The sequence below is a fragment of the Roseobacter sp. EG26 genome (assembly GCF_049830555.1).
In the GTDB taxonomy this organism is placed as follows: Bacteria; Pseudomonadota; Alphaproteobacteria; order Rhodobacterales; family Rhodobacteraceae; genus Roseobacter.
On sequence record NZ_JBNBLH010000002.1, the window covers coordinates 213881 to 229639 of the forward strand.

15 protein-coding genes are annotated in these 15759 nt (G+C 57.2%); all 15 read left to right on the forward strand.

The annotated features are described in order from the left end of the window. The first annotated feature begins 102 nt into the window (after positions 1–102). The 15 genes from ACOTTU_RS06640 (at position 103) to ACOTTU_RS06710 (ending at position 15675) form a co-directional block, all read left to right on the forward strand. Complete coding sequence (locus tag ACOTTU_RS06640) at positions 103–1176, forward strand: ABC transporter permease (protein ID WP_298917347.1); 1074 nt, start codon at positions 103–105, stop codon at positions 1174–1176. After that, entirely contained in the window at positions 1176–1952 is a 777-nt protein-coding gene (locus ACOTTU_RS06645; RefSeq protein WP_425657141.1) for an ATP-binding cassette domain-containing protein, read from the forward strand. The genes ACOTTU_RS06640 and ACOTTU_RS06645 overlap by 1 nt, the downstream gene beginning before the upstream one ends. Further along, the gene (locus ACOTTU_RS06650; protein WP_425656788.1) at positions 1949–2593 is read left to right on the forward strand and encodes a nucleoside/nucleotide kinase family protein; all 645 of its coding nucleotides are present in this window, start codon (positions 1949–1951) and stop codon (positions 2591–2593) included. Before ACOTTU_RS06645 ends, ACOTTU_RS06650 begins: the two co-directional genes overlap by 4 nt. Positions 2594–2815: 222 nt before the next feature. Next, positions 2816–3823 carry a type I glyceraldehyde-3-phosphate dehydrogenase gene (gene gap / locus ACOTTU_RS06655; protein WP_425656790.1) on the forward strand — a complete coding sequence of 336 codons (1008 nt, stop codon included), beginning with the start codon at positions 2816–2818 and terminating at the stop codon, positions 3821–3823. Between the two features lie 51 nt (positions 3824–3874). Further along, positions 3875–5698: a phosphogluconate dehydratase gene (gene edd / locus ACOTTU_RS06660; protein ID WP_425656792.1), complete on the forward strand. Its 1824-nt coding sequence runs from the start codon at positions 3875–3877 to the stop codon at positions 5696–5698. Next, complete coding sequence (eda, locus tag ACOTTU_RS06665; protein ID WP_425656793.1) at positions 5695–6336, forward strand: bifunctional 4-hydroxy-2-oxoglutarate aldolase/2-dehydro-3-deoxy-phosphogluconate aldolase; 642 nt, start codon at positions 5695–5697, stop codon at positions 6334–6336. Before edd ends, eda begins: the two co-directional genes overlap by 4 nt. A 26-nt stretch (positions 6337–6362) precedes the next feature. Continuing rightward, positions 6363–7154, forward strand: a complete 792-nt coding sequence (locus tag ACOTTU_RS06670) for an HAD family hydrolase (protein WP_425656795.1) — start codon at positions 6363–6365, stop codon at positions 7152–7154. Next, positions 7144–8094, forward strand: coding sequence for a sugar-binding transcriptional regulator (locus ACOTTU_RS06675; protein WP_298917361.1), 951 nt, complete (start codon positions 7144–7146; stop codon positions 8092–8094). Before ACOTTU_RS06670 ends, ACOTTU_RS06675 begins: the two co-directional genes overlap by 11 nt. Positions 8095–8206: 112 nt before the next feature. Continuing rightward, positions 8207–9511 carry an ABC transporter substrate-binding protein gene (locus ACOTTU_RS06680; RefSeq protein ID WP_425656797.1) on the forward strand — a complete coding sequence of 435 codons (1305 nt, stop codon included), beginning with the start codon at positions 8207–8209 and terminating at the stop codon, positions 9509–9511. A 117-nt stretch (positions 9512–9628) separates the two neighbouring features. Beyond that, on the forward strand, positions 9629–10495 hold the full coding sequence (locus ACOTTU_RS06685) for a carbohydrate ABC transporter permease (protein ID WP_425656799.1): 867 nt from the start codon (positions 9629–9631) through the stop codon (positions 10493–10495). A gap of 10 nt (positions 10496–10505) precedes the next feature. Next, entirely contained in the window at positions 10506–11336 is an 831-nt protein-coding gene (locus ACOTTU_RS06690) for a carbohydrate ABC transporter permease (RefSeq protein ID WP_425656801.1), read from the forward strand. Positions 11337–11348: 12 nt separating this feature from the next. Then, positions 11349–12347: an ABC transporter ATP-binding protein gene (locus tag ACOTTU_RS06695; RefSeq protein WP_298917373.1), complete on the forward strand. Its 999-nt coding sequence runs from the start codon at positions 11349–11351 to the stop codon at positions 12345–12347. Then, positions 12344–13117, forward strand: a complete 774-nt coding sequence (locus ACOTTU_RS06700; RefSeq protein ID WP_425656803.1) for an L-iditol 2-dehydrogenase — start codon at positions 12344–12346, stop codon at positions 13115–13117. The genes ACOTTU_RS06695 and ACOTTU_RS06700 overlap by 4 nt, the downstream gene beginning before the upstream one ends. A 1-nt stretch (position 13118) precedes the next feature. Continuing rightward, positions 13119–14639 carry a mannitol dehydrogenase family protein gene (locus tag ACOTTU_RS06705; RefSeq protein ID WP_425656805.1) on the forward strand — a complete coding sequence of 507 codons (1521 nt, stop codon included), beginning with the start codon at positions 13119–13121 and terminating at the stop codon, positions 14637–14639. Positions 14640–14748: 109 nt separating this feature from the next. After that, the gene (locus ACOTTU_RS06710) at positions 14749–15675 is read left to right on the forward strand and encodes a carbohydrate kinase family protein (RefSeq protein ID WP_425656807.1); all 927 of its coding nucleotides are present in this window, start codon (positions 14749–14751) and stop codon (positions 15673–15675) included. Positions 15676–15759: the final 84 nt, after the last annotated feature.

The window sequence follows — 15759 nt, forward strand, 5'->3', positions numbered from 1 at the left end:
CAGCACTGCGCGCTGCAACTGACCGAGACATTTTTGTCTCGGTCTGCCAAACTGCAAAAAACGAGTTGATGGATATCACCCGTTGAACGGGAGGGGGATTTCGTGTCTGACGCATCCGGAAAAGCACAAGAATTTGAGACCGAACTGAAAAAGCAGCCAGAGGCCGTCGCAGAGTTCGAGGATACACATCGTGGTGTCGTCGGAACCATCCAGCATTTGCTGCATGTCAACCCGTCGCTGGTGCCCCTGATCGTGCTTGTGGCCTCGATCGTTATTTTCGGGCTGCTGCTGGGCACTAAATTCTTTTCGCCCTTCGCGCTCACGCTGATTTTGCAGCAAGTACAGATTGTCGGGATCGTTGCCGCCGCGCAAAGCCTCGTAATCCTCACTGCAGGTATCGACCTCAGCGTCGGGGCGATCATGGTGATGTCTTCCGTGGTTATGGGTCAGTTCACCTTTCGCTACGGTATTCCGGTGGAAATTTCGGTGGCCTGCGGGCTTCTCTGCGGTACTCTCATCGGCTTTATCAACGGTTGGCTGGTGGCCCGGGTCAAGCTGCCGCCTTTCATCGTGACGCTCGGCATGTGGCAGATCGTTCTGGCGACGAATTTCCTCTATTCCGCCAATGAAACCATCCGCTCGCAGGATATCGAGGCGCAGGCTCCGCTGCTGCAATTCTTCGGCAATACCATCCAATTGGGCGGGGCGCGGCTGACCTTTGGCGTGGTCTTCATGCTGCTGTTGGTCTTTGTGCTGGCCTATGCCCTCAAACACACAGCCTGGGGGCGGCATGTCTATGCCGTGGGTGACGATCCCGAGGCGGCGGAACTGTCGGGCGTGGATGTCAAGAAGACACTGATCTCCGTCTATATGCTCGCAGGTCTTATCTGTGCATTCGCGGGCTGGGCGCTGGTGGGCCGCATCGGCTCGGTTTCGCCAACATCCGGCCAGCTTGCGAATATCGAAAGCATCACTGCGGTGGTGATTGGCGGTATTTCACTCTTCGGCGGGCGCGGTTCAATCATGGGCACGCTCTTTGGGGCGTTGATTGTCGGGGTGTTCACTCTGGGCCTGCGCCTGATGGGCGCAGATGCGCAATGGACGTATCTGCTGATCGGCGCGCTGATTATCGGTGCTGTCGGTGTGGATCAATGGATCAGAAAGGTATCGGTCTGATGGAACCTATTCTCAAAGGACGCAACCTGGTAAAACGTTATGGCAAGGTTACGGCGCTGGATCATTGCGATTTCGACCTGATGCCCGGCGAAATTCTTGCTGTGATCGGGGACAATGGTGCCGGAAAATCTTCCCTGATCAAGGCCGTCTCGGGTGCCGTGATCCCGGATGAGGGAGAGGTCTGGTTGGAGGGCAAGCAGGTTAAATTTACCTCCCCCATTGATGCGCGTAACGAGGGGATAGAAACCGTTTATCAGACACTGGCCATGTCGCCTGCCTTGTCGATTGCCGACAATATGTTCATGGGCCGCGAAATCCGCAAATCGGGGTTTCGGGGCAAGTGGCTGCGTCAATTGGATCGATCCGAGATGGAGCGCATCGCCCGCGACAAACTCACAGAGCTTGGTCTGATGACCATCCAGAACATCAATCAGGCGGTGGAGACTCTCTCGGGCGGGCAGCGTCAGGGTGTGGCCGTCGCAAGGGCTGCCGCCTTCGGTTCCAAAGTGATCATCCTGGATGAGCCGACAGCGGCCTTGGGTGTCAAGGAATCCCGCCGGGTGCTGGAGCTCATTCTGGATGTGAAATCCCGCGGCATTCCGATCATTCTGATCAGCCACAACATGCCACATGTTTTTGAGGTGGCGGACCGCATTCATGTGCACCGGTTGGGCAAACGCCTTTGCGTGATCGATCCCAAAGACTATACCATGTCTGATGCTGTTGCCTTCATGACGGGGGCCAAGGAGCCACCAATGGAAAACGTAGCTGCATGACGCGCACTTTGACTTCGATTGCGGCGTTGTCGGAAGAGATTGTTGCGGCCCCGCGTAAATCGACGCGGCGATTGGTGGCATTGGCGGGGGCACCGGGCAGCGGTAAATCCACGCTGGCCGAGCGCCTCGCGCAAGACCTGACCGCACGAGGGTCCGCAGCCCAGGTTGTGCCAATGGATGGTTTTCACCTCGACAACCGCCTTCTGACACCGATGGGACTGCTAGACCGCAAAGGTGCGCCGGAGACTTTTGATGCGGGTGGACTGGCGCGTCTGGTTGCAGCACTTGGGGCTCAATCATCGGTCTACTACCCGCTGTTTGACCGCGCGCGCGATATTGCGATTGCAGGCGCGGGAACGCTGCAAGAAGACTGCGACACGGTGATCGTCGAAGGCAACTACCTGTTGTTTGATGCCCCTGGCTGGCGGAGTTTGTCCGATTACTGGGATGTTCGGGTTCAACTGTCTGTGCCAATGCATGTCTTGCGCGCACGCCTCATTGATCGATGGCTGGTAGAGGGTTTGCCAAAGCCCGAAGCGACCAAGCGTGCCGAAGGAAATGACCTAAAGAACGCCGGGCGTCTCGAGGATAAGTCGCTGCCCAGCGACTTGGTCTTTCTGAATGACGGCGATTTGACCTGACCTCGAAAGGGCTTGGCGCGACCGGTGAAAGCGTGCTTGTCTGGTGACACAATCCGCCAGGACCACAAGTTGAGTTAAATCGAAAAATGATGAAGCCCATGCGCGGATTGTAGGCTGCGGCGAAATCTACCATTGCAGTTTCCGTTCAAATGTGGTCGTTAGCGCTAACAAGTCCCGGATTGCGGGAAACTGCGCAGAATGAATGTTTTCAGGAGGACGAATATGTCTCACTCAGTGGCGATAAATGGATTTGGACGCATCGGCAGAGGTGTGCTGCGCGCGCTGGTCGAAAACCGGATTTCGGATATGGAAGTGGTTGCGATCAATGATCTCTCCACCCCCGAAACTCTTGCGCATCTGCTGAAGTATGACAGTGTTCATGGGCGCTTGCAGGCCGATGTGGAAGTCAAGGGCGACGCCCTCGTGGTAAACGGTCATTCGATCAAGGTTACGGCGATCCGCAGCCCGGCTGAACTGCCGTGGGACGGCGTTGATGTGGCGATGGAATGCACCGGGCTTTTTACAGCCCGTGAGAAGGCCGCGCAGCATCTTGAAAACGGATCGAAACGCGTGCTGATTTCGGCACCCGGGGCAGGGGCCGACCGGACGGTGGTTTACGGCGTGAACCACAAGGACATGACCAAGGATGACATCGTCATTTCCAATGCCTCCTGTACGACAAACTGCTTGGCACCTGTTGCTTATGTGCTGGACAAGGAATTCGGCATCAAGACCGGGTACATGACCACCATTCACGCTTATACGGGCGATCAACCTTCTCACGATGCGCCGCACAAGGATCTCTATCGTGGACGGGCGGCCGCCCTTTCGATGGTGCCGACATCAACAGGTGCCGCCAAGGCGATTTCGCTGGTGCTGCCGCATCTTGAGGGGCGTCTTGAAGGCTCTGCGGTGCGGGTGCCGACGCCGAATGTCTCGCTCGTTGATCTGGCTTTTGTGCCCGAAAAGTCTGCGACCAAGGAGGCGATCAATGCGGCCATGAAAGTTGCCGCAGAGGGCGAGCTGAAGGGCGTTCTGTCTTACGAGACCGACCCGACGGTATCGATTGATTACAACCATGACCCGCATTCCTCCAGCTTTGCAGCGCCTCAGACAAGTGTGACCCAGGACGGTCTGGTTCGGGTTGTCAGCTGGTATGACAACGAATGGGGGTTTGCAAACCGCATGGTCGATACCGGTCGCCGTCTGGCCGAGCTTTCGAAAACCTGACGTTCCCATCTGGCACCAGCAACTGAGCTTTCAGGCTCGGAAGGAACCAAGATGACTTTGAATGACACCATTGCCCGCGTCACTGATCGCATTATCAAGCGCAGCGAAGGGCCGAGGAACGACTACCTCGGTCGCATGGCGGCGGCGCGGTCAAAAGGGCCGGCGCGGGCTCATCTGAGCTGTAGCGGGCAGGCGCATGCTTACGCTGGCGCTGGACCGGATCAATCCGCCATGGTCAACGAGAGCGCGGGCAATCTCGGGATCGTGACGACATACAACGACATGCTATCGGCCCATCAGCCGTTTGAGCGCTACCCGGAATTGATCCGCACAGCGGCGCGGGAGGCCGGTGCCACAGCCCAGGTGGCGGGTGGTGTTCCGGCAATGTGTGACGGCGTCACGCAAGGCGAGCCGGGCATGGAACTCAGCCTTTTCTCCCGTGATCTCATCGCCATGGCCACGGGCATCGCTATGAGCCACAATACCTTCGATGCCGCGGTCTATCTGGGCGTGTGCGACAAGATTGTGCCCGGATTGGTCATTGCGGCGCAGACCTTCGGGCATATCCCAACCGTTTTTCTGCCTGCGGGGCCGATGACGTCGGGCCTTTCCAACGATGAAAAGTCGCTTGTGCGCCAGAAATTCGCCGCCGGAGAGGTTGGGCGCGACGCCTTGATGCAGGCCGAAATGGCCGCCTACCACGGGCCCGGCACCTGCACGTTTTACGGCACGGCAAATACCAATCAGATGCTGATGGAATTCATGGGGCTGCATCTGCCAGGCGCCAGTTTCGTGACCCCCAACACTGAATTGCGCGATGCGCTGACCAAGGCCGGTGCCTTGCGCGCCTTGTCTTATTCCGACCTTGGCGACACCTATCTGCCGGTCTGCGATGTGCTGGACGAAAAGGCTTTTGTGAATGGGATTGTGGGGCTGAACGCCACGGGCGGGTCCACCAATTTGCTGATCCATCTGGTGGCGATGGCGCGCGCCGGCGGCATCATTCTGGACTGGCAGGATTTCTCGGACATCTCCGAGGTGACGCCACTGCTTGCGCGCATTTATCCAAACGGTCTGGCTGATGTGAACCACTTCCACGCAGCGGGCGGCCTGGGTTATCTGATCGGGCAATTGCTTGGGGCGGGTCTTTTGCATCCCGATACCAAAACCGTCGGCGGCGGCGGTCTGGAGGTCTACACACAGGAACCCAAGCTGAAAGATGGCGCAGTGGTTTGGGAGCCGGGTACGCAAGAAAGTTTGAACCTCAAGATCGTGCGCCCGGCAACGGATCCGTTTCAGGCAACCGGTGGGCTCAAGCGGCTCAGCGGGTCTTTGGGCAATGCGGTGATGAAGGTGTCGGCGGTGAAGCCCGAACACCAGATTGTCGAGGCGCCGGTGCGTGTTTTCCATGATCAGGAAGAAGTCAAAGCCGCCTGCAAGGCGCGCGAAATCAACGAAGACACGGTTGTCGTGGTCCGGTTTCAGGGCCCGAAAGCCAACGGCATGCCGGAACTGCACAGCCTCACCCCGCTTCTGAAGAACCTTCAAGCGCGCGGCATCAATGTCGCTCTGGTCACCGACGGCAGAATGTCCGGCGCTTCCGGTTCTGTTCCCGCGGCGATTCATGTCAGCCCGGAAGCTCTCGACGGTGGCGCGATTTCGAAATTGCAGGATGGCGATATTCTGCGTGTCGATGCGGTGACCGGAGATCTGGAAATTATCACACCGGGTGTGCTTGATCGCGAACCGGTGCGCGCCAACCTTGGCGCAAATGAATTCGGGCTGGGGCGGGAGCTTTTTGCGCAATTCAGACGGACTGTCAGCACAGCAGACACAGGTGCTACCGTATTTTTCCAGGAAGGAATATTCCAATGACACCGCAGGATGCCAGCAGGCGTGCCAGAGAGATATGCGGGCTTGCCCCGATCGTTCCGGTGCTGGTCGTCAATGATGTCACCCATGCCCGACCTCTGGCCGAAGCGCTGGTGGCAGGCGGGTTGCCCGCGCTTGAGGTAACGTTGCGCACGCCGGTCGCGCTGGACGTCATCGCGGAAATGGCCAAGGTGACAGGTGGCGTCGTTGGTGCAGGCACGCTTGTCACGGTACAGGATGTGAAAAACGCCAAGGCGGCTGGCGCGACATTTGGCGTCTCACCCGGTGCCACGGATGCTTTGATTGACGCATGTGAGGCAGAGGAGTTGCCTTTGCTGGCGGGCGCTGCCACGGCATCTGAAGCGATGCGGCTTTATGAACGCGGCTACGACATTTTGAAATTTTTCCCCGCAGAGGCATCGGGCGGCGCTCCAGCGCTTAAGGCGATTGGCGGACCCTTGCCACAGATTTCGTTCTGCCCGACAGGGGGAGTGAGCCCGCAAAACGCGGCGAGCTACCTGTCCTTGCCAAACGTGATTTGTGCGGGCGGCAGCTGGGTGGCACCTTCGGCCATGGTCGCTTCGGGTGATTGGTCTGGCATCGAAAAACTGGCGCGGGCGGCGAGCGTTCTGGAGAGGTAGGGCGGCCTTCGGGCAAATTGTCTTTGGTGTTGAAATCCAGAACGTATCTGGCGAAGGTCCGCAAAACGGCGGAGGCTGGCTACGTGCAGGACGACATCGGCAAGATCACACTGGAAAGACCTGACCTGCTGGTCCTGGATTGTGACGGCGTCGTCATTGACAGCGAAGTCATCAGCGCGCGTACGCTGATTGGTCTGCTGTCGCAATGGGATATCCGGATTGATATGGAATTTGTGCGCCAGCACTTTTTAGGCCGGTCTTTCCCGACAGTTGCAGGCTGTGTTTATGATCTTTTTCAGGTTCGTTTGCCAAATGATTTTGAAGCGGACTACCGCCAGCGCCTGTTCGAAGCTTTTGAAACCGAACTACAGCTTGTGGATGGTATTGAAGACCTGCTCGACGCGCTCGCAATTCCCTATTGCGTTGCAACGTCGAGCAGTCCGCTCAGGGTCACCCGGTCATTGGACCTGACCGGTGTGTTGCATCGATTTGAAGGGCGCATTTTCACGGCGTCTCAAGTGGCGAATGGCAAGCCTGCGCCGGATATCTTCCTTCACGTGGCCAAAACCCTGAATGTTCAACCGGGCAAATGCCTGGTGATCGAAGATAGTGGTGTTGGTTTGCAGGCTGCTTTGTCGGCGGGCATGCAAGCCGCGTGGTTTACAGGCGGCTCTCATATGCGCAAAATGGACGTTACTGAGATCGAGGTGGCGGGATTTCCGCAAGGGCCGCACCTCACGATAGATCACTTCGAAGCTTTGTTCGAGCATGTGCCGAGCATGAGGCGCGGGCCGGACGGAGAAAACCATGGCTGCTAAATCAGGTTCAGATGAACTGGCGATTGATCTCGCGGCGCGTGCCGGCTGGATGTATTATCTGGGGGGCATGACGCAGGATCATATTGCGCGCGAGTTGGGCATTTCGCGTCAGCGCGCCCAGCGTCTGGTGGCGCGGGCCGTGGCCGACGGGCTGATTGGCGTGCGCCTCAATCACCCGATTTCCGCCTGTCTGGAACTGGAACGCGCGCTCAAATCGCGTTTCGGGCTGACACTCGCGCGGGTCGCCCCTTCTTTGCCGGAAGGAATGGACCCAGTGAAATCCGTGGCACCGATTGCCGCCAAGGAGATAGAACGGGTTCTGAGCAACAGCGATGAACTCGTCGTTTCGCTTGGGACCGGGCGCACCTTGCGCCAGGTGGTTGACGAAATGCCCGTGCTTGACTTCCCAAAACACAAGCTCGTTTCGTTGATTGGAAATGCCGCGCAGGATGGCTCCGCCACCGTCTACCAGGTCATCATGCGCTTGGCTGATCGGGTGGGCGCACGCCATTTCCCGCTTGCCTTGCCATTGCACGCGCGAGACGAGGCGGACCGCGATTTCCATCTGGGATTGCGCCACGTACAGACGGCATTGAAATTGGCACGGGAATGCGACATCGCCTTTGTGGGCATCGGCGATGTGTCGGAAACAGCGCCGATGATCATTGATGGTTTTGTCGACAAACCTGGAATAGACGCGCTGCTGGCACGCGGTGCTGTTGGTGAAATCGTTGGATGGGCCTTTGATGGCGACGGCAAGTATTTGCAGGGCGGCTCAAATGCGCTGATCAACGGCGTGAGGGCGGGGACGGCCGGAACACCGGTGGTGTGCATCGCCGCCGGAGAGAGCAAATTCAAAGCGCTTGGTGCTGCGCTGAAGGGGCAGCTTATTTCCGGTCTGATTACCGACGAAACCTGCGCGCGCTATCTACTGGCATAATTCAACCGAAAATAGGTGTCGCGTGAAGAATTTGGTTGACTTTTGCGCACATAAATATGAATAATTGTCACTACATTGAGCAAAAGCTCATTTGACGTTTTGGGAGGAACTAATGATCTACACAGTAAGTCGCCTTATGGGCGCTTGCGCTGTCGCAGCGCTGTCCACTGCGGCCGCCGCAGAGACGCTCACAATCGCCACAGTTAACAACGGCGACATGATCCGGATGCAAGGGTACACGGATGATTTCACCGAAAAGACCGGCCACACGGTCGAATGGGTGACACTCGAAGAAAACGTTCTACGTCAACGGGTAACAACCGATATTTCAACCAAAGGCGGCGCCTTCGACATCATGACGATCGGGATGTATGAGACACCGATCTGGGGTGCGAACGGCTGGCTGGTGCCACTGGATGGCCTTTCCGCAGAATACAACGTTGATGACATTCTGCCCGCCATGCGCGGTGGCCTGTCTCACGATGGTACGCTTTACGCGGCACCGTTCTACGGCGAATCATCCATGGTCATGTATCGCACCGACCTGATGGAAGCGGCCGGTATGGAAATGCCAAAAGCGCCAACATGGGACTTCATCCGCGAAGCTGCGGCTGCGATGACGGACCGTGACAACGAGATCAACGGCATCTGCCTGCGTGGTAAGGCCGGTTGGGGCGAAGGCGGTGCCTTCATCACCGTGACAGCAAACTCCTTTGGTGCACGTTGGTTCGACGAAGACTGGAACGCGCAGTTCGATCAGCCGGAATGGGCCAATGCGCTGAAGTTCTTCGTGGGCATGATGGAAGAATCCGGCCCTCCCGGATATGCGACCAACGGTTTCAATGAAAACCTGTCGCTCTTCCAGCAAGGCAAATGCGGCATGTGGATCGACGCAACCGTGGCTGCGTCCTTCGTGACAAACCCCGACGATTCGACCGTGGCCGACAAAGTGGGCTTTGCTCTCGCACCCGATACCGGACTGGGCAAACGTTCGAACTGGCTGTGGGCATGGGCTCTGGCCATTCCTGCCGGCACGCAGAAAGCTGATGCCGCGAGGGAATTCATCGAATGGGCAACGTCCACTGGCTACATTGAGCTGGTCGCTGCAAACGAAGGTTGGGCCAATGTGCCTCCGGGTGCCCGGCAATCCCTGTATGACAACCCGGAATACCAGAAAGTGCCCTTCGCGCAGATGACTCTGGATTCCATCAATGCAGCGAACCCGAATGAACCTACTGTCAAACCAGTGCCATACGTCGGTGTCCAGTTTGTCGCAATTCCCGAGTTCGCCGGCATTGCAACTGAAGTCAGCCAGGAGTTCTCCGCTGTCTATGCAGGCCAGCAGTCTGTAGAGGAAGCGCTGGAAAAAGCGCAGGCTCTGACCAACGACGCTATGGAAGCTGCAGGCTACCGGTAAGGCCCGCTTCTAACGAATTCGGAGGGCGGTGCGCCGCCCTCTGGACGCTTACCACCCGTTCCCTTCGACTGATTGTTTCCAGGCGACCATCGCGGCCGTCAACAGAGGAGATGTGTTATGGCGACCCAACAATCCCGATCAGCAGCCAGATTGATGATGGCACCGGCGGTGATCCTTCTCTTGGGCTGGATGCTTGTGCCACTGACGATGACGCTTTGGTTCTCGTTCCGTAAATATTTGCCCCTGCGCGGTGGCGATTTGGGCTGGGCTGGTTTCGATAACTACACACGGTTCATTGGGTCCAGTTCTTTCTGGCCAAGTGTGCAGGCTACTCTGGTGATCGTGGGCGGCGTGCTCATCATCACGGTTGTCCTTGGGATCATTCTGGCCTTGTTGCTTGACCAGCCCATGTGGGGTCAGGGCGTCGTCCGAATCCTTGTGATTGCGCCTTTCTTCGTCATGCCAACCGTTTCGGCGCTGGTCTGGAAAAACATGTTCATGGATCCGGTGAACGGGCTCTTTGCCTATGTCTGGAAATTCTTCGGGGCCGCTCCGGTCGAATGGCTGAGCCAGGCGTCGATGCAATCCATCATCATGATTGTCAGTTGGCAGTGGTTGCCTTTCGCCACCCTGATCCTGTTGACGGCCGTTCAGTCCCTCGACAGTGAGCAGCTGGAAGCCGCCGAAATGGACGGCGCATCGTTCCTGAGCCGGTTCTGGTATCTCATCCTGCCGCATCTGGCGCGCGCGATCACCATTGTCGTGCTGATCCAGACGATCTTCCTTCTGTCGATCTTCGCGGAAATCTTTGTCACCACCGGCGGTGCATTCGGCACCAAGACACTCTCCTATCTGATCTTCCAGCGCGTGTTGGAAAGCCAGAATGTCGGGTTAGGGTCTGCGGGCGGTGTCTACGCCATCATTCTTGCCAATATCGTTGCCATCTTCCTGATGCGCATCGTCGGCAAAAACCTGGACGCGTGAGGAGCAAATCATGGCACGTGCTGTTACAAACAATCGCAAAGCTCTGAACACTGCAATCGCCTGGTCCATCGGTCTGCTGATCTTCTTTCCGATCCTGTGGACAATCCTGACCAGCTTCAAAACCGAAGCACAGGCGATCAGCAACCCACCGGTCTTCCTGTTCTTTGACTGGACGCTTGAGAATTACGCCGTGGTGCAGGAGCGCTCCAACTATATGCGTTTCTTGTGGAATTCGGTCTTCATCGCGGGTGGCTCAACGGTGCTCGGTCTGATCATCGCTGTCCCGGCGGCCTGGTCGATGGCCTTCGTGCCTTCCAAGCGGACCAAAGACATCCTGCTCTGGATGCTCTCCACCAAGATGCTCCCGGCGGTTGGGGTGCTCTATCCGATCTACCTGCTCTTCATCAAACTGGGTCTTCTGGATACCCGCTTCGGCCTGACAATCGTGTTGATGTTGATCAACCTGCCGATCATCGTCTGGATGCTTTACACCTATTTCAAGGAAATCCCCGGGGAAATCCTCGAAGCGGCCCGGATGGATGGCGCGTCTCTGTCCAAAGAGATCATCTATGTTCTGACGCCGATGGCGATCCCGGGCATTGCCTCCACATTGCTGCTGAACTTCATCCTTGCCTGGAACGAAGCCTTCTGGACGCTCAACCTGACGGCCGCAAAAGCAGCTCCGCTGACAGCCTTCATAGCGAGCTATTCCAGCCCGGAGGGCCTGTTTTACGCGAAACTCTCGGCGGCCTCGACAATGGCCATCGCACCTATCCTCATCATGGGCTGGTTCAGCCAGAAACAACTCGTCCGCGGCCTGACGTTCGGCGCGGTGAAGTAAAGGAACAAGATCATGGGAAGCATTAAACTTAGCAAAGTCTCCAAAAGCTTCGGTGATGTGGAAGTCATTCCGCCGCTGGATCTTGAAATAAACGATGGTGAGTTCGTGGTTTTTGTCGGCCCCTCGGGCTGCGGTAAATCCACATTGCTGCGGCTGATCGCTGGGCTGGAAGACCTCACCTCCGGTGCAATTGAAATCGACGGGACGGATGCCACCAATGCCACGCCTGCCAAACGCGGGTTGGCGATGGTGTTTCAATCCTATGCGCTATACCCGCATATGTCGGTACGCAAGAACATCAACTTCCCGCTGAAAATGGCCGGGATGGATCAGGCAGAAGCCGACAAGCGCATCAATGCCGCGGCCAAGGTCCTCAACCTGACGGATTATCTCGACCGGCGTCCGGGTCAGTTGTCGGGCGGGCAGAGACAGCGGGTAGCCATTGGCCGTGCGATTGTGCGTGAACCTTCGGCATTCCTCTTTGACGAACCGCTGTCGAACCTTGATGCGGCGTTGCGGGTTAACATGCGGCTGGAAATCTGTGACCTTCACAAGACCCTGACGACGACCATGATCTACGTGACCCACGACCAGGTTGAAGCCATGACAATGGCCGACAAGATCGTGGTGCTGCATGATGGCTACATCGAACAGGTGGGCAGCCCGCTGGAGCTTTATGAGCGACCCGTCAACAAGTTCGTCGCGGGTTTCATTGGCAGCCCGAAGATGAATTTCGTCAGCGGTGCATCGGCGCAAAAACGCAATGCGGACAGCATCGGCATCCGGCCCGAACATCTTGATGTTTCGGCCGAGAGTGGCGAATGGAGCGGGACCGTCGGCGTGTCCGAACATCTGGGCTCTGACACGTTTCTGCATGTCAAGCTAGACGACGGCAGCATGATCAACGTGCGCGCGAGCGGCGACCTGAAAGTGGAATACGGCGAGAAAATCTTCCTCAATCCGCAGGAAGACCGTGTGCACAAGTTTGACGCGCAGGGCCTGTCAATTTGAAACGCCTTGCCGACAAGGTTGCACTGATCACAGGCGCTGGTCGGGGGATAGGGGCGGCTTTTGCCCGTGCCTATACCCTCGAAGGCGCGAAAGTGGCAGTGGCGGATATCGACCTTCTGTCGGCTCAAACGAACGCGGATGGCTTGGGCAATGACGCCTTTGCCTGCCACGTCGATGTAACGGATCAGACGTCAATCGATGCCTGTGTCCAGGCGGTGATAGATCACTTTGGCCGTATCGACATCCTGATAAACAATGCGGCGGTGTTCGATCTGGCACCCATCGTCGACATCAGCCGTGACAGCTACGATCGCCTTTTTGGCATCAACGTCTCTGGTTGTCTTTTCATGATGCAGGCGGTCGCTCATCGGATGATCGACCAAGGCAAAGGCGGCAAGATCATCAACATGGCCAGTCAGGCGGGCCGACGTGGTGAACCTCTTGTGGCTGTCTATTGCGCCAGCAAAGCGGCGGTCATCAGCCTGACGCAGTCGGCCGGATTGAACCTGATCAAACACGGCATCAACGTGAATGCGATTTCACCGGGCGTGGTTGATGGTGCCCATTGGGATGAAGTCGATGCGAAGTTTGCGGCTTATGAAAATCTGCAACCGGGGCAAAAGAAACGCCTGGTGGCGGGGGATGTCCCTTTCGGACGCATGGGAAAGGCCGACGATCTGACGGGTATGGCGGTTTTTCTGGCCTCAGATGAGGCCGAATACATCGTTGCACAAACCTACAACGTAGATGGCGGGAACTGGATGAGCTGACATGATCAAGCTGAACGAAAACGCGCTGACCTCTCTGGGCCCGACTGTTGCGGTGCCCCGATACGACCGATCGCTTCTGAAGCCCGGCATCCTCCATATCGGTGTTGGCAACTTCCACCGTGCGCATCAGGCGTTCTATCTGGATGCCCTGCACAACACCGGTGCCGACCCCAGCTGGGGCATATGCGGCGCGGGCGTACGTGCTCCGGATGCCCGCATGCGCGCCGATCTTGCAGAGCAGGACTGGCTTTACACTGTCGTCGAAGTTGAGGGCGAAGATCTTCAGGCGCAGATTGTGGGCAGCATGATCGATTTTGTGGAGGTGGAACCCACAGCCAATTTGCCGCTATTGCGCCAGATGGCAGATCCCGCAACCCGCATTGTCTCTCTGACTGTCACCGAAGGGGGGTATTTCGTTGACAGCGCAACCGGGGAATTCGACCTTACCCACCCGCTTGTCGCGGCAGACATTGCCGCGCCGGGATCGGCGAATACCGTCTTCGGCGCTCTTGTTACCGCTCTGGCAGCCCGGAAATCTGCCGGTGACGCGCCGTTTACCGTGATGTCATGTGACAATCTGCCCGGGAATGGCGATGCCGCCCGCGCCGCTGTCATGGGCATGGCGAGGGCGATGGATGGTGACTTGGCGGCATGGATCTCCGATCATGTGAGTTTCCCCAACGCGATGGTTGACCGGATTACACCTGCCACGGGTGACAGGGAGCGGGCATCCTTGGCTGAGAACTTCGGGATCACCGATAACTTCCCCGTTTTTTGTGAGCCCTTTCGGCAATGGGTTCTGGAAGATGATTTTGTAAATGGCCGCCCGGAGCTGGAAGCTGTTGGCGTGACCTTCACCAAAGACATCCACGATTTCGAGAAGATGAAGATACGCATTTTGAACGGGGGGCATGCAATTCTGGCCTATCCGGCGGCTCTGATGGGTGTGGAATTTGCCCATGATGCATTGAGAAACACCACCATACGGGCCTTTCTACGCAAAGTGCTGACAGAGGATGTCTTGCATCTCGTGGCGGATGTGCCCGGATTTACCGCACATGAATACCTTGACCTCATCTGCAAGCGCGTGGAAAACACTGGTGTCGCAGATCAGATCTCACGCTTGTGTCTGGATGGATCAAACCGGCAACCCAAGTTCACCATTCCTTCCATCCGCGATGATCTGGCGCAGGGGCACATGCCCATCGGGTTGGCGTTAAGTGCTGCCCTTTGGTGCCGTTACTGCGCCGGTCGCACGGACGCCGGTCAGGAAATTCCACCAAATGACCCGAGCTGGGACAATCTGCATAGTGTGGCGGTTGCCGCACAGACCGACCCTCATCTTTGGTTGCAACAAAGCGAAATCTATGGGGACGTGGGGGCAAACGCCGATTTCGCCGAATTGTTTGCCTCTTGCCTGAAATCTCTCCAGACGAACGGAACCGAAGACACGTTGCGTATGTATCTGAACGGAGACACATTCTCCGCCGTTGCAACATTGCCGTCGCGCCTGAGCAGTTAGGCCCTGATCGTCGCAGATCGACATAGCCATTGACTCAATGGCTATGTTAGCGGTAACGGGCGAGCCGTGAGCTTACGATAGGCGCAGCAAGAAAGACAGGAGACAGTAAATGATACTGTGTTGTGGCGAGGCCTTGATTGATATGATCCCGAGCCTCTCCGGGGAAGGTCATAACAGTTTTGTGCCGCATTCAGGGGGGGCTGTGTTCAATACGGCAATCGCGCTGGGACGTCTGGGCGCGAAGACCGGATTTGTAACCGGGCTGTCGCGTGATCTATTTGGTGTACAACTGTCGCAATCCCTCGTTGACAGCAAAGTTGACTGCAGTCTGGTGGTAAAGTCGGATTTGCCGACGACGCTTGCATTTGTTCAGTTGCAGGACGGTCACGCCACCTACACCTTTTATGATGAAAATACTGCCGGTCGCAGTTTGACGCCTGATCAATTGCCGGATCTGCCAGACACGGTTTCGGCCCTTTACTTCGGGGGCATCAGCCTGATCAGCGAACCTTGCGCAGATTTTTATGCGGCTCTTGCGCGGCGTGAAGCGGGGCGCCGTCTGATCATGATTGATCCAAACATCAGAGCCGCGTTTATCAACGACGAAGCGCGGTATCGGGCAAGATTGGATCAGATGATTGCTGTCGCCGATATCGTCAAGGTATCCGATGAGGACCTCGATTGGATTGTCCCGGGAAGCCAGAGCATGACGGAAAAAGCCGCCGGGATTTGCAGCAAAGGTGTGCGCGCGGTCATTATCACCAAGGGCGGGGATGGTGCCACCGCGCTGTTCGCGGATGGTCGGCAGATTGATGTGGCGGCGCAACCTGTCGAAATTGTCGATACCGTGGGGGCAGGGGATACCTTTAATGCCGGTGTGCTGGCAAATCTGGCCGATAACGGGCTACTGAAAAAGTCCGAATTATCCCGGATTGGCGCACCTGAAATGCATAGTGCCTTGAGTTTTGGCGCAAAAGTCGCGGCGGTAACGGTCGCGCGTGCAGGGGCCAACCCTCCATGGTCGCATGAACTTTGAGGATGCGGTGTATCTTTGGCTCAAAAACGGTTAGTGCCGCTGTAATGCATCCTTCAAAATGGGCTTTGCCGGTCCGCAACAAGT

Bases quoted from the DNA above. Each gene is read 5' to 3' on its own strand.
- gap (WP_425656790.1), top strand. From the start codon at position 2,816: ATGTCTCACTCAGTGGCGATAAATGGATTTGGACGCATCGGCAGAGGT.
- ACOTTU_RS06645 (WP_425657141.1), top strand. From the start codon at position 1,176: ATGGAACCTATTCTCAAAGGACGCAACCTGGTAAAACGTTATGGCAAG.
- ACOTTU_RS06650 (WP_425656788.1), top strand. From the start codon at position 1,949: ATGACGCGCACTTTGACTTCGATTGCGGCGTTGTCGGAAGAGATTGTT.
- ACOTTU_RS06680 (WP_425656797.1), top strand. From the start codon at position 8,207: ATGATCTACACAGTAAGTCGCCTTATGGGCGCTTGCGCTGTCGCAGCG.
- ACOTTU_RS06675 (WP_298917361.1), top strand. From the start codon at position 7,144: ATGGCTGCTAAATCAGGTTCAGATGAACTGGCGATTGATCTCGCGGCG.
- ACOTTU_RS06695 (WP_298917373.1), top strand. From the start codon at position 11,349: ATGGGAAGCATTAAACTTAGCAAAGTCTCCAAAAGCTTCGGTGATGTG.
- ACOTTU_RS06685 (WP_425656799.1), top strand. From the start codon at position 9,629: ATGGCGACCCAACAATCCCGATCAGCAGCCAGATTGATGATGGCACCG.
- ACOTTU_RS06705 (WP_425656805.1), top strand. From the start codon at position 13,119: ATGATCAAGCTGAACGAAAACGCGCTGACCTCTCTGGGCCCGACTGTT.
- ACOTTU_RS06690 (WP_425656801.1), top strand. From the start codon at position 10,506: ATGGCACGTGCTGTTACAAACAATCGCAAAGCTCTGAACACTGCAATC.
- eda (WP_425656793.1), top strand. From the start codon at position 5,695: ATGACACCGCAGGATGCCAGCAGGCGTGCCAGAGAGATATGCGGGCTT.
- ACOTTU_RS06710 (WP_425656807.1), top strand. From the start codon at position 14,749: ATGATACTGTGTTGTGGCGAGGCCTTGATTGATATGATCCCGAGCCTC.
- edd (WP_425656792.1), top strand. From the start codon at position 3,875: ATGACTTTGAATGACACCATTGCCCGCGTCACTGATCGCATTATCAAG.